Origin of the sequence: Bacillus sp. BPN334 (assembly GCF_008368885.1) — a bacterium.
Taxonomy (GTDB): Bacteria; Bacillota; Bacilli; order Bacillales; family Bacillaceae_G; genus Bacillus_A; species Bacillus_A wiedmannii.
This window is the reverse complement of record NZ_QOZW01000006.1, coordinates 86,037-99,027: the sequence shown is the minus strand read 5'-3', so window position 1 is coordinate 99,027 and position 12,991 is coordinate 86,037. Positions and strand designations below refer to the sequence as shown.

15 protein-coding genes are annotated in these 12,991 nt (G+C 36.8%); 3 read left to right on the top strand and 12 right to left on the bottom strand.

Going from position 1 to position 12,991, the window contains the following annotated elements; all coding sequences use genetic code 11:
• Positions 1–41: 41 nt before the first annotated feature.
• The 4 genes from DN393_RS07350 to gpr form a co-directional block, all read right to left on the bottom strand.
• Entirely contained in the window at positions 42–416 is a 375-nt protein-coding gene (locus DN393_RS07350; RefSeq protein WP_088048095.1) for a winged helix-turn-helix transcriptional regulator, read from the bottom strand.
• A 160-nt stretch (positions 417–576) separates the two neighbouring features.
• Positions 577–2,400, bottom strand: coding sequence for an elongation factor 4 (lepA, locus tag DN393_RS07345; protein ID WP_064474765.1), 1,824 nt, complete (start codon positions 2,398–2,400; stop codon positions 577–579).
• 210 nt (positions 2,401–2,610) lie between these two features.
• Entirely contained in the window at positions 2,611–2,976 is a 366-nt protein-coding gene (locus DN393_RS07340; protein ID WP_081257180.1) for a YqxA family protein, read from the bottom strand.
• A complete protein-coding gene (gene gpr, locus DN393_RS07335) occupies positions 2,973–4,076 on the bottom strand; it encodes a GPR endopeptidase (RefSeq protein WP_149173393.1) in 1,104 nt (367 codons plus the stop codon). The genes DN393_RS07340 and gpr overlap by 4 nt, the downstream gene beginning before the upstream one ends.
• Positions 4,077–4,257: 181 nt before the next feature.
• On the opposite strand from gpr, the gene rpsT reads away from it, so the two are divergent.
• Positions 4,258–4,515 carry a 30S ribosomal protein S20 gene (gene rpsT, locus DN393_RS07330; protein WP_001274014.1) on the top strand — a complete coding sequence of 86 codons (258 nt, stop codon included), beginning with the start codon at positions 4,258–4,260 and terminating at the stop codon, positions 4,513–4,515.
• An 81-nt stretch (positions 4,516–4,596) separates the two neighbouring features.
• Here the strand turns inward: rpsT and holA are convergent, their stop codons facing one another.
• The gene (holA, locus tag DN393_RS07325) at positions 4,597–5,607 is read right to left on the bottom strand and encodes a DNA polymerase III subunit delta (RefSeq protein ID WP_064474762.1); all 1,011 of its coding nucleotides are present in this window, start codon (positions 5,605–5,607) and stop codon (positions 4,597–4,599) included.
• Between the two features lie 347 nt (positions 5,608–5,954).
• On the opposite strand from holA, the gene DN393_RS07320 reads away from it, so the two are divergent.
• Positions 5,955–6,089, top strand: a complete 135-nt coding sequence (locus DN393_RS07320) for a YqzM family protein (protein ID WP_000997609.1) — start codon at positions 5,955–5,957, stop codon at positions 6,087–6,089.
• Between the two features lie 29 nt (positions 6,090–6,118).
• On the opposite strand, the gene DN393_RS07315 is transcribed toward DN393_RS07320, so the two are convergent.
• From DN393_RS07315 to DN393_RS07305, 3 genes are all read right to left on the bottom strand, one after another.
• Positions 6,119–8,440 carry a DNA internalization-related competence protein ComEC/Rec2 gene (locus tag DN393_RS07315; RefSeq protein WP_088048094.1) on the bottom strand — a complete coding sequence of 774 codons (2,322 nt, stop codon included), beginning with the start codon at positions 8,438–8,440 and terminating at the stop codon, positions 6,119–6,121.
• Positions 8,441–8,453: 13 nt separating this feature from the next.
• Complete coding sequence (locus tag DN393_RS07310; RefSeq protein WP_000439786.1) at positions 8,454–9,011, bottom strand: ComE operon protein 2; 558 nt, start codon at positions 9,009–9,011, stop codon at positions 8,454–8,456.
• Positions 9,012–9,074: 63 nt separating this feature from the next.
• A complete protein-coding gene (locus DN393_RS07305; RefSeq protein WP_088048093.1) occupies positions 9,075–9,674 on the bottom strand; it encodes a helix-hairpin-helix domain-containing protein in 600 nt (199 codons plus the stop codon).
• 77 nt (positions 9,675–9,751) lie between these two features.
• Here DN393_RS07305 and comER point away from each other — a divergent pair, with 77 nt between their 5' ends.
• Complete coding sequence (gene comER, locus DN393_RS07300) at positions 9,752–10,579, top strand: late competence protein ComER (protein WP_149173392.1); 828 nt, start codon at positions 9,752–9,754, stop codon at positions 10,577–10,579.
• A gap of 171 nt (positions 10,580–10,750) precedes the next feature.
• Here the strand turns inward: comER and DN393_RS07295 are convergent, their stop codons facing one another.
• The 4 genes from DN393_RS07295 to nadD are packed head-to-tail and all read right to left on the bottom strand — an operon-like array spanning position 10,751 to position 12,978.
• On the bottom strand, positions 10,751–11,500 hold the full coding sequence (locus DN393_RS07295; RefSeq protein WP_000873068.1) for a class I SAM-dependent methyltransferase: 750 nt from the start codon (positions 11,498–11,500) through the stop codon (positions 10,751–10,753).
• On the bottom strand, positions 11,497–11,853 hold the full coding sequence (gene rsfS / locus DN393_RS07290; protein WP_000653202.1) for a ribosome silencing factor: 357 nt from the start codon (positions 11,851–11,853) through the stop codon (positions 11,497–11,499). The genes DN393_RS07295 and rsfS overlap by 4 nt, the downstream gene beginning before the upstream one ends.
• Positions 11,850–12,419 (bottom strand): bis(5'-nucleosyl)-tetraphosphatase (symmetrical) YqeK, encoded by a 570-nt coding sequence (yqeK, locus tag DN393_RS07285; RefSeq protein ID WP_098102392.1) that lies wholly within the window; start codon positions 12,417–12,419, stop codon positions 11,850–11,852. Before yqeK ends, rsfS begins: the two co-directional genes overlap by 4 nt.
• A complete protein-coding gene (nadD, locus tag DN393_RS07280) occupies positions 12,409–12,978 on the bottom strand; it encodes a nicotinate-nucleotide adenylyltransferase (protein ID WP_001226041.1) in 570 nt (189 codons plus the stop codon). The genes yqeK and nadD overlap by 11 nt, the downstream gene beginning before the upstream one ends.
• Between the last annotated feature and the right edge of the window lie 13 nt (positions 12,979–12,991).

The window sequence follows — 12,991 nt, the reverse complement described above, 5'->3', positions numbered from 1 at the left end:
TACCTTTCTAAAAAGAAAACCTCCGCACTCCGGAGGAATCTTCACTTCTCTAACGTATTACGAATTTGTTCCATTCGCATTTTTCCCCAATCATACATCATTTCAACGATCGGTAAAAGCGACATGCCTAATTCCGTCATATAATACTCTACTCGCGGAGGAACTTCTGGGTATACTGTTCGGTCAACAATCCCATCTTCCATTAACTCTTTTAATTGGTTCGACAAAACTTTATGAGAAATGCTTGGGAATAATCGTTGCAATTCACTAAAACGATGAGGCCCTTCCACACCAAGATGCCACAGTATCACAACTTTCCACTTCCCGCTAATAATAGAAAGCGTCAATTCCTTTTCACAATTAAAATTGCCATTTTGTATTTTCTCGTGAATATCTTTTCGAATATTTTCGGACATTAATAGTCTCCTAACTCTATATCAATCATTCATAAATATAGCCACCTCACTATTGTAAATGAGAGAAGCTACGTTGTCTAAAAAGTAATTATACATAAAAAAGAAGCCGTATAAACGACTTCTCTTTTTATCTCAATTCGTACGAAATAACAATTAATTATTAGTTATCATCCATTTTCAGTACAGCCATGAATGCTTCTTGCGGTACTTCTACAGAACCAACAGACTTCATACGTTTTTTACCTTCTTTTTGCTTATCAAGAAGTTTACGCTTACGAGAAATGTCACCACCGTAACATTTCGCAAGTACGTTTTTACGCATCGCCTTAATTGTAGAACGTGCTACAACCTTGTTTCCGATAGTCGCCTGAATTGGTACTTCGAACTGTTGTCTTGGAATTAATTCTTTTAACTTCTCTACGATTACTTTACCACGGTCATACGCTGAATCACGGTGTACGATAAATGATAGAGCATCGACTTGTTCATTATTTAAAAGAATATCCATCTTCACAAGTTTCGACGGTTTATAACCGATTAACTCGTAGTCAAACGATGCATATCCTTTCGTATTTGATTTCAACTGATCGAAGAAGTCATATACGATCTCTGATAAAGGAATTTCGTATGTTAGTGTAACACGTGTTTCATCTAAATATTGCATATCAATAAACGTTCCACGTTTACCTTGGCAAATTTCCATTACAGCTCCCACATAGTCATTCGGAACCATAATTGACGCCTTCACAAACGGCTCTTCTACACGATCGATAGACTGTGGATCCGGCATATTAGATGGGTTATCAACAATAACATCTTCACCGCTTGTTAAATAAACTTTATAAATAACGCTTGGCGCTGTTGTAATTAAATCAATTTTAAATTCACGTTCAATACGTTCTTGAATGATTTCCATGTGAAGAAGTCCTAAGAAACCACAACGGAAACCAAATCCTAGCGCTTGAGATGTTTCTGGTTCAAACTCAAGAGCAGAATCGTTTAACTCTAATTTTTCTAACGCATCACGTAAGTCGTTGTAACGTGCAGAATCGATTGGATATAAACCACAGAATACCATTGGGTTTAATTTACGATAACCCGCTAACGCCTCTGTAGCCGGACGTTTTGCATGTGTAATTGTATCACCTACGCGTGTATCACCTACGTTTTTAATAGATGCCGCTAAGAACCCTACATCACCTACTGTTAACTCGTCACGTTGCGTTGTTTTCGGTGTAAACACACCTACTTCTGTTACTTCAAATTCTTTTCCAGTTGCCATCATACGTACTTTATCGCCAACTTTTACCGTTCCATTTACAACACGGATATATGCAATTACACCGCGGTACGGATCATATAAAGAATCGAAAATCATACATTGTAACGGTTCTTCAGAATCACCTGTTGGTGCTGGTACTTTTTCAACGATTTGTTCTAAAATATCTTCAATACCAATACCAGCTTTCGCTGAAGCAAGTACAGCTTCTGATGCATCTAAACCAATTACATCTTCTACCTCTTGACGTACACGTTCTGGGTCTGCACTTGGTAAGTCGATTTTATTAATAACTGGTAATATTTCCAAATTATTATCAAGCGCTAAATATACATTCGCTAATGTTTGCGCCTCAATACCTTGCGCTGCATCCACTACAAGAATTGCACCTTCACAAGCCGCTAAACTACGAGATACTTCGTACGTAAAGTCGACGTGTCCTGGTGTATCAATTAAGTGAAGAATATACTCTTCACCGTCTTTTGCTTTATACGTTAATTGTACTGCATTTAATTTAATTGTAATACCACGCTCACGCTCTAAATCCATAGAGTCAAGCAATTGAGCTTTCATTTCACGTTGTGTTAACGCGTTTGTTTTCTCTAAAATACGGTCTGCTAACGTTGATTTTCCGTGGTCAATATGAGCAATGATAGAGAAATTACGGATTTTAGACTGTCTTTTTGCTCTTTCTTCTTTGTTCATCTATGTTCTCAACTCCTAATAGTCTCGCCAATATACACTAGCACTGATTATATCAATAGAGCAGCAAAGATTCAATGAAAACTCGTGCTGCTTACAATACAAATCATTCTATCTATATCTTATGCGAACAAACCATAAGAGACAAACCTTTTTCAAATTAAAAAACGGCTGTCGTACAAAATGGTAAGACAACCGTTCCTCCTGCTACCCTTAACTAAAAATCTCTTTCACTTTCCCAACAACTATATCCGTTCCAAACTTTGTTACTTCATAAGTAGCACTTGCTATTGCCATACCAATTCCTTCTACAACATTAAAGCTTTTTAAGCTTTCTAATTGTTTTTGTTTTTCAGTAACGGAAAACGAACTTCCCAAAATTGCTGATTCAGCACCCGCACCCTCTGTCCCTGTCATATGAGCTATTTGTTCATACGACATTTGCTGATAACCTTTCATACTTTTTAAACCATGATTAGCAAGTGCCACCCCTGCTATTATCATAAGTAAACATAAGGCCGCACTACATATACATAATAGCGAAAAATGGCTTAAACGATTATCGTCTCTTCCCATCAATGTGTATACGCTCCTGTATTATCTTGGTCAATTTGATGATGCAAGGCTGCATTTAAACCACTCGCTATTACATTTGCCATATCCTCTATGAAAGCATCCACTTCTTTCGGAGTCACCATTAAATTATGGCCAAGAGGAGATAACACTTCATAAATTAATTTTCTCTTCTCTTCATCTTCCAATGTACCTACAGCACCTAAAAACATATTCCGACTCTTATCATCCGGCATATCTTCTTCTGTTAATTTTTTCTTTTCTCCAAATGTAAAACCAGCTGGTAACAGAGAACGGGCAGGTTTGTTTCCTTCTTTCATCTCCCGTCCAAAATGTTTCAAAATAAAATCAATTGTATCGCTTGTAATCGAAACGGCATCAACCACAGTCGGAACACCAATTGCGATAACAGGAATACCCAATGTTTCTTTACTGAGTTCCTTACGCTTATTCCCAACACCTGATCCAGGATGAATTCCCGTATCAGAAATTTGTATCGTACTATTTACTCGTTCAATAGAGCGGGCAGCTAATGCATCAATTGCAATGACAAAGTCTGGCTTCGTCTTCTCAATGATTCCATAAATGACATCGCTCGTTTCGATTCCTGTAATTCCCATTACCCCCGGCCGAATTGCACTAACAGGCCTAAACCCTTCTTCTACACTTTCAGGCTGCAATTGAAACAAATGTCTCGTTACCAATACATTTTCTACAACGATCGGTCCAAGCGCATCTGGCGTTACATTCCAATTCCCAAGACCAACAATTAAACAACTCGCTTCTTTCGTAACGCCAACCTCTTCTAAGAAATAAGAAAATTCTTTTGCAAAAATGCGCTCTACTTTTTGTTGCAGTTCCGTATCTTGTTGACGTATACCTTGTACTTCAAGCGTTAAATAACTCCCAGGTTTTTTACCCATCGATTCAGAGGCAACTTCATCAATCGTTACTTTTGTAATCGTAATACCTTCTTCTTCCCTCTCTTTTACAATAACTCCTTGCATCCCTTTTTGCTCTTCTTGACTCTCTTGCAGCATTTGATGTGCCTCTACAGCAAGGTCAGTTCTAACACTATATTTACTTAAATCTAATGGTTCTTTCATCGTATCTCCTCCGTAATTCATAGTAAATATCGTTAGATTTCCCAAAGTTATATAAGGTCATTCTTTCCTTTACGTGAAATTTCATTGATATACTATTGCAATTCTCTTCACCGTTTGATAGAATATCACTTGTTCTATGTTAAGAATCGAGTCATTCGATTGCACCAGGGAGGTGAAAAGTATGGCAAACATCAAATCTGCTATCAAACGCGCTAAACTTAGCGAAGAGCGTCGTTCACATAACGCTTCTATCAAGTCTGACATGCGTTCTGCTGTTAAAACTGTAGAAGCTTTAGTTACTAATAACGATCTTGAAAATGCTAAAGAAGCTTTCAAAACTGCTTCTAAAAAACTTGACAAAGCAGCTCGTAAAGGTCTTATCCACCAAAACGCTGCAGCTCGTCAAAAATCTCGCTTAGCGAAACAAGTAAACGCGTAAGGCGTTTAAAAAACGATCCATTTGGATCGTTTTTTTATATACAAAAAGTTCACGTGCTTAGCACGTGAACTTTTTGTTTCATCACATATGATTTAACCGCATTAAGAAAAACTCAAGCACAAGTTTCTTATCCATTTTTCCAGTCTTCATACTATAATCAGCTTCCGCTAATTCTATAATCACTTTTTTTAATTCTTCAAAAGAGAAAAACTTCGTTTGATTCATCGCTAACTTTACACGATATGGATGCACACCAATATGAGACGCAATTTGATTTTGTCCATAACCACGCTGCTGTAACTCTTTCACTTGATAGAGCAAGCGGAATTGACTTACTAATAACGCAAGCAGTTTAATCGGTTCCTCTTGCTGCGTAAATAATCCATCCAAAATTTGCATCGCACCCGCGATATCTTTTTTTACCACTCTTTCTGTCAAAGCAAACACATTTTGTTCAACCGATTTTGGCACAAGCTCTGCAACAAGTTTCGGTGTAATCTCTCCGCCCATACCGACGTATAACGTTAACTTGTCCATTTCCTTCGCCAACATCGTTACATTACTTCCCACAAGCTCTAACAACAAACTAACAGCTGCATTATCTATATGCACATGCACTTCATCTGCACGAGCAACAATCCACTTCTGAACATCCTGCACTTGCATCGCATTCGCTTCTACTACGTCCGCTGTTTTCTTTAATAGTTTTGTAATTTTTTTTCGTTCATCAAGTTTTTCGTAAGGCGCAACAAAAACAAGAATAGAAAATGGAGAAGGCTCTCCAATATATTCTTCTAAAATTTTTATATTTTGCTCTAATTTTTCTTTTTGTGAAGTTAAAAATAGTGGTGATTTTATTACTATCACTTTACGTTCCCCAAAAAAAGGAAGTGTACGTGCATCCTCAACAACATCTTCTAAATACGCTTCTTCTAAATCATATGTCACAACATTAAACTCGCGATCTTCCTCTTCAAGCGCTTCTGTTGTAATAAGCTTTATCGTTTCATTTATAAAAAACGCTTCCGTTCCATACAGTAAATACACTGGAGCAAACTGCTTCTTTTTAATCTTTTTATGTATATCACTCATACTTTTTCCTACTCCCTAACTTGGCAATATATATTTATACTAATGCCCTAGCTTTCGTTTTACAAGTACAAAGGAACAGGCTTTATAACCCGTTCCTTTATTTATATTAAACGCCACGCAATAAGCCCCGGGTTTCTTATTGGTGTGCGGTAATCACCTTCCCTTTATTATTCACAATAAAAATTCGAGTATAAGTGCCAACTGTTAACATGCTTGGAAACAAAAAACTCACGTTCCTTAATGATCTAAAAGTAGTAAAAACGCTCGATTTCTCTTCACACTGGAAATTGTAGATTTTTTTCTGACAATATTTTATACTAAAGTGGAATGTTGGGGAGGGATTCTAAATGAATGATTTTGAACAAAACGTTCAAAGTAAACGCAATGACGCTATTGATTCAGGGGTAGGATTTATCGTCTCATTTGGTTTTTTCGCAACACTTTTCATCATTGCAACTGTTATTAAATTTATCGGTTCTTAAAGACTGCTGCCTACTGGCAGTCTTCTTTTTTATCTATTATGTGTTTCATCATATGTGATTTTACTACGAAAGGTTCCGTGTTCCTCTTTAAAAACATAGGAAATAGCGCCTTGCTTATCCGTACGCCATATTTCAATTCCCATCTTCTCAAAACGCTCTATAACTTCCTTATGAGGATGCCCATACCTATTACGCTCACCGACAGAAATAATCGCTACATCAGGCTGTACAGCGCTCAAAAAAGGCGCTATAGATGACGTATTACTCCCATGATGAGCAACCTTTAAAACATCCGCCCGTAAATCTGGATACGTAGCTATTAAAAACTTCTCTCCTTCTTCTTCTAAATCACCTGTAAACAGCCACGTTAACCCTCCTAATTTTGCCCATATTACAATTGAAGCGTTATTTTCACTTCTTGCTTTTCCTGTTGGAGCTAACACAAAAAATTCCGCTTCATTTACACTCCAATTCTCTCCTTCCCCCACTTCACTTATTTTCACTTCCTTTTCTAATGCCTGTTTCTTTAATACTTTTTCTAATACCGCATCTTGTTCCTTTCGGCCAAATACAACTTCTTTTACAATTATATTCGATAATAACTCTTGCGCAGCACCTATATGATCCGCATCTCCATGCGTTACGATTAATTTATCGATGGTTTTAATACCTTCCTTTTGTAAATAAGGGATTAAAATATCATTTCCAACAGAAAATTCATGCTTTTTCCGCTGCCATTCTTCCTTATTTACACGCATTGTGCCACCAGTATCAATGAGGTAAATCTCTTTATCGTACGGGAGGCGAATTAATATTGCGTCTCCCTGTCCAACATCAAGAAATGTAACACTCCCACTTTCTCGAAAATACGGATATAAATAATGACATGTACAAACAAAAAGAAATATACCTGAAGCTATGAACATAATTTCCTTCGACACCCGCCTTTCCCAAATCATCAATATACTAACAATACTCGCGCAATATAGAGCTACAAGAAGTATAGGCGTTTGCCCGAAAACAAGGCGGATAAATGGTAAACTTTCACAATAACTTAGAAAATCATTAGAAAAATTCAAACCTATTGATAGTACATTCGCAAGTCCTTTTGCAAGAAACGGGACGATCGGTATACATACCAAAACGATAATACTACACGGCAATACAATGAGAGATAAAAACGGAACGTATAGGATATTAAGAAAAATACTATATGGAGAAAAATAACCGAAGTGATATAACAAAATCGGAGTACTAACGAGTTGTGAAATAAGAGAAATATAAATGGAATTTCGAATTACTCCATTACTACTATCTAGTAAAAGCGGGGCTGACAAAAGCAAAGCGAAACTACCAACGAACGAAAACTGAAAGCCAATATTAAAAACAAGATACGGATCAAATATAAGCATGCATATAGCTGTAACACTTAAAGCATCTAAGCTGGATAAACGAATAGAACATATGAAAGCAATCAACATCAAAACTCCTGTTATAGAAGCTCTTATAACAGACGGTGACGCTCCTGCTAAAATCATATATAGAGGAATGCAAAAGATCAGACATATTGTCACTACCTCCCTCGTCACACCACTTCTTAGTAAAATAAAATACACAATCACCATTAACAATACGATATGCGATCCTGAAATCGCCAACAAATGTACAAGACCAAATTGCTGATATTGCTCTTCAACTTCAAATGTCATTTGTTGTCTATCACCAAATACTAATGCATTCATAAATGCACCTGATTGCTCCGGAAACATTTCTGTAACGCCCGAGATTGCTTGCTGTCTCAAAAGAAGAATCCATTGCACGAGTGACAACGAAGTTTTTTGGCATTCAGAAATATATGTAGCCTCCAATATGAAATGAATATTTTGCTTATACAAATAATCACGATAATTAAAACCATGAAAATTCCGAGCTATTGGTGGTTCTTTCCTCTCACCTTCGAATACACATGATACTCCTGCATGTAATTGTCGCAGTTGTTTCTTTTCCAAGGCCGATTTAATTTTGTAACTTAACTGCACTATATTTTTATTCTGATCTTCAACTTGAAATGTTAGGCGATCCCCGTTAATAAGAGGTGTATTTTGTATTACCCCCCTTGTAACTTCGTAAGGTTCTCCTAGAGGCTTGTTTTGCTCTTGAATATAAGTAGTGTACATAGCACCACTAAAACACGCTAACATACAAAAAAAGAAGGTTTTACGCGAAGTACGATATAAACAATAGAAAACATACAAAACGAGACAACAAGTCAGCAATACAACTGAAGTGGAAAAGGCAATTGCAATCCCTATGATAAATGAGATTGCAACATAGCCCCATTGTCCATACAACTATACTCACTCCTTATAGCATCATTTTTGCTTTCGTGAATACATGCTGTAATTCTTCCATTGATAAGTTTTCTTTTTCTAAAGATGCAAATAGTTCTTTTAACTCCATATGACGCTTTTGATCCTCTAATGCTGCAATATTATATTCTAGCGGAACGTGTTTCACTGTTACATTCGCTTTTTCAAATAACTCTACAGCATATGGATGATTTTTATAATCCTGCGCATAATAAACTGCTGTAATACCACTTTGAATAATCGCCTTACAGCATTGTAAACAAGGGAAATGTGTAACATAAATTTCCGCTTCCTCCGTTTTCACACCGAATTTTGCACACTGTAATAAAGCATTCATTTCTGCGTGAATTGTACGAACACAATGATTATCGATAACGTAGCATCCATCATCTATACAATGTACGCCACCTTTAATTGAACCATTGTATCCACCAGCAATAATTCGTTTATCACGAACGATTGTCGCTCCTACTGCAAGCCTTGTACATGTACTACGTAAAGATAGCAGATGGCTTTGCGTCATAAAATATTGATCCCATGAAATTCGTTCCATATTTTTCACCTACTTTTTTGTCTACTTGTAGTGTAGCGAATGAAGAAAAACTTCGTCAATCTTTTACGGAATAATAATTTGATCTTTTATTTTTTCCAATGACTTCACACCGATCCCATCAATCTCTAACAAATCTTCTATTTTCTGAAAAGGACCATGTTCTTCTCGATATTTCAAAATACTTTCTGCTTTCCGAGAACCAATGCCTGTAATTTTTTCAAGTTGTTCTTTAGAAGCCGCATTTATTTGAACTTTCCCCTCCCCCTTTGAAATAGCAGCTACTTCTTGTACTTGTTCATTTTTATTCGGCACATAAAGGATCATTTGGTCTTGTACCATTTGTGCTAAATTTACATTCTTCCTATCTGCCTCAGGCAAAAAACCACCTGCCTTTTCAATGGCATCCTTGACCCGGTCCCCTTCTTTCATTTCATACACCCCTTCTTTAACAACAGCCCCTTTCATATCAATTATAATTATTTTTTTCTGCTGCTTTATATCCGATATTTTCGGTTTACTTTTTTTCTCTATCTCTTTCGCTTGCACATCCGTTGCAACGACTGATCGCTCTGTATGCTGGTTCGTTTTCCAAAAAAGAAGAAAAAGTACAGTTCCAATAATAGCTACTAACCCTAACCATTTCTTTGGAAAATCCCACATCATTTTACACCTCTAATCATAAATTTATAACATCATTCATATTGTTTAGGAGAAAGCTGTTACGAAGGAGGGATGAAACATTGAACATAGGAATTATAGGGACAGGGAACATGGGGAATATACTAATCGACGCATTTTTAGAAACCCGTGCTGTCAAACCTTCGTGCCTTACAATCATTAATCGAACGCCCGCCAAAGCATATCATATAAAGGAAAAATACCCTTCTGTTCATATAGCCAAAACTATCGATGAGGTAATCGAACGATCACATCTTATTTTTATTTGCGTAAAGCCGATAGATATATACCCGATCCTACAAAAATACGCTGAACATTTTTCTGATGAAAAGTGCTTAGTTTCTATCACAAGTCCAATATCTCCGTCACAATTAGAGACGCTTGTACCTTGCCACATTGCACGTATCATTCCGAGCATTACAAACCGCGCCCTGTCTGGCGCATCACTATTTACATTTGGAAGTAAATGCTCTGAAGAGTGGCAACAAAAGCTATTTCGCCTATTCAAAAACATTTCTACTCCTCTTATGATAGAAGAAGATATAACGCGCGTTTCATCTGATATAGCAAGCTGCGGCCCTGCATTTTTTAGTTATTTATTACAATGTTTCATTAACGCTGCTGTAGATAAAACAAATATTACACATGAAGAAGCCACTACTTTAGTAAGTGAAATGGTCATTGGAATGGGGAAACTACTTGAAAAAAAGATTTTCACATTGCCTACTTTACAAGAAAAAGTATGTGTTAAAGGCGGCGTTACAGGAGAAGGCATTCGTGTTTTAGAAGAACATGTTGGGGATATGTTTCATAAATTAATTGAGCGAACACACGAGAAATTTGATGAAGATTTAAAATGCGTCGATCAACAATTCAATAAACACACATAATAAATACGCCATCGTCATTCCAAATCCTTTTTATAAATACTTACTTTTTTACATTACATTTACACTTAAACTAGCATTTTCACACTTCACGTATATCATCTTCCTATTATGCTAGAACTAAAATTACAACTTCTTTATAAAACAAAAGCAACCTTATCGGTTGCTTTTGTTTTATGCGTTTTTCTTCGCCATGAAGAAAATACGCTCTGTTTGTTCTGTAACTTCAAGTCGCTCAAAGTCACCAGTCACACGAAGCACTGTAAAACCAGCTTCTTCAAGCCATTTCGTTAACTCTTCAACCTGATATGCACGTTGCACGTGACATTCGTCAAAACGATGGTACACATCTTCTTCTGGGTCTTGAACAAAGAATGTTAAATCATGTTCTACACTATTTGATTCTTCACCAGGGAAGCAATTCCAAATAAGAGATATTTCTTCTCCATTCACTGTGTATGTTTCATTTTGAAATACATGATGTATTTTATATAAAGAATGTACATCAAATAAAAACAAACCATCTTGACGTAAATGGTGAAACACTCTTCGAAATGTTTCTTGCACTCCATCTTCTTGCAATACATAATTTAATGAATCACAAAAAATCGTTACACAGTCAAACTCACCTGGAACATCAAGCTCTCGCATGTCTTGTTGGTAAAAAGGAATAAAGTATCCTTCTCCGCCTAGTTTTTGCTGAGCGACCGTTAACATCTCTTCTGAAAGATCGACACCGATTAAATCGTAACCCTTTTGTACAAGCGGAAGTGTTACATTACCAGTACCGCATGCTACATCAAGAATCTTCGCCTCTTTCATATCCGCTTGCTGTAAACTTTCTTCTGTGAATTCCACCCATTTATCATAAGGAACATCATTCATTAGTTCGTCGTACAACAATGCAAATTGTTCGTATTTCATTGGTCTAGCTCGTCTGTAATATCCTCACGTGGCACATCGCCCCAAAGACGCTCTAAATTATAGTGATTACGCTCATCTTTATGGAATACATGAGCAACTACATCTCCAAGGTCAACTAGTACCCAGCGTGCTTCGTCAAAACCTTCCATACGTTGTACGTCGATTTCAAACTCATGTGCTTTTGATTTAATTTCACGCGCAATTGCTTGCACTTGCTTATCTGAGTTACCGTGACAAATAATGAAATAATCTGCAATTGGTGAAATACCTTGCATATTTAGGACAACCATATCTTCTGCTCTTTTATCATCAGCCGCTTTTGCTGCTAATACTAATAAATCTTTATCTTTCATTTACTAATTTCCTCCTTGATAACTGCGTTGTATGTTTGGAATGTTAATGGATAAATCGTTTGATTTTTTTCCATTAAAAATTGAATTGTTCGCTTTAACGCAAATAATAAAGCTTGATTTATATCCGTATATGCTAGTTTGCGAGCTTCCTCCACCCCTGGAAACTTTCGCCCAGGCTCAATGTAATCAGCTACATAAATTACTTTATCTAACATCGTCATTTTCTCATGACCACTTGTATGATATGTAATAGCTTGCAGGATTTCAGGATCCGTAATGCCTACTTCTTTTTCTACTAAGTATGCCCCAACAGGTGCATGCCATAACTCTTTGTTATAACAAAGTAAATCTTTCGGCAAACCTTCACTTTTAATAATCTCTTCCATCTCAGAAATCGCTCTACACTTCGCATAATCATGGAATATAGCTGCAACTTCAGCCTTTTTTTCATCCACACCGTATAACTTAGCAAGTTCAATTGCTGTCTTCATTACACCTATTGTGTGTATATAACGTTTTTCATGCATTTGTTGTTTGACAATATGAAGTGCTTTCTCACGATTCATACAACCCATTCCTCTCGATATACACCTGTACTTTTTCAGGAAGTAAATATTTACACGTTCTCTTCTCTTTATATCTCTCACGCAATAAAGATGAAGAAACTGCAAACTCCGGAATTTCCACAGTGGTGATAGGATAAGGTGTCCGCAATGTATAACCAGGTCTTGCAACCCCAACAAACGTCACAAGATCAAGTAACGCTTCAATGTTATACCACTTCGGTAAATACTCAACCATATCTCCACCAATAATAAAGTGAAACTGCACATCCGGATACTTCTTCGTCAATTGTAACATAGTGTCATACGTATAAGATGGGCCCTTCCTGCTTAGCTCTTCTAAACAAATAGAAAAATGTTCCTCTGCCTCAGTCGCAAGCTCTAACATTTGTAAGCGATTTTCTACACTTGTAATATTCCGCCCTTGTTTATGCGGCGGAATTTGGTTCGGTAAGAACCATACTTCTTCTAAATTTAAAGCGTGATATACTTCATTTGCAATTAGCAAATGCCCATAATGCGGCGGATCAAATGTACCGCCAATGATGCCAATTTTTCTCAAAAGAAACGCCCCT

Coding starts and splice junctions, on each gene's coding strand:
- DN393_RS07305 (WP_088048093.1), bottom strand. CDS start 9,674: ATGATGTGGGATTTTCCAAAGAAATGGTTAGGGTTAGTAGCTATTATT.
- DN393_RS07350 (WP_088048095.1), bottom strand. CDS start 416: ATGTCCGAAAATATTCGAAAAGATATTCACGAGAAAATACAAAATGGC.
- yqeK (WP_098102392.1), bottom strand. CDS start 12,419: ATGAATCGTGAGAAAGCACTTCATATTGTCAAACAACAAATGCATGAA.
- gpr (WP_149173393.1), bottom strand. CDS start 4,076: ATGAAAGAACCATTAGATTTAAGTAAATATAGTGTTAGAACTGACCTT.
- rsfS (WP_000653202.1), bottom strand. CDS start 11,853: ATGAAAGATAAAGATTTATTAGTATTAGCAGCAAAAGCGGCTGATGAT.
- rpsT (WP_001274014.1), top strand. CDS start 4,258: ATGGCAAACATCAAATCTGCTATCAAACGCGCTAAACTTAGCGAAGAG.
- DN393_RS07320 (WP_000997609.1), top strand. CDS start 5,955: ATGAATGATTTTGAACAAAACGTTCAAAGTAAACGCAATGACGCTATT.
- DN393_RS07310 (WP_000439786.1), bottom strand. CDS start 9,011: ATGGAACGAATTTCATGGGATCAATATTTTATGACGCAAAGCCATCTG.
- DN393_RS07295 (WP_000873068.1), bottom strand. CDS start 11,500: ATGAAATACGAACAATTTGCATTGTTGTACGACGAACTAATGAATGAT.
- holA (WP_064474762.1), bottom strand. CDS start 5,607: ATGAGTGATATACATAAAAAGATTAAAAAGAAGCAGTTTGCTCCAGTG.
- lepA (WP_064474765.1), bottom strand. CDS start 2,400: ATGAACAAAGAAGAAAGAGCAAAAAGACAGTCTAAAATCCGTAATTTC.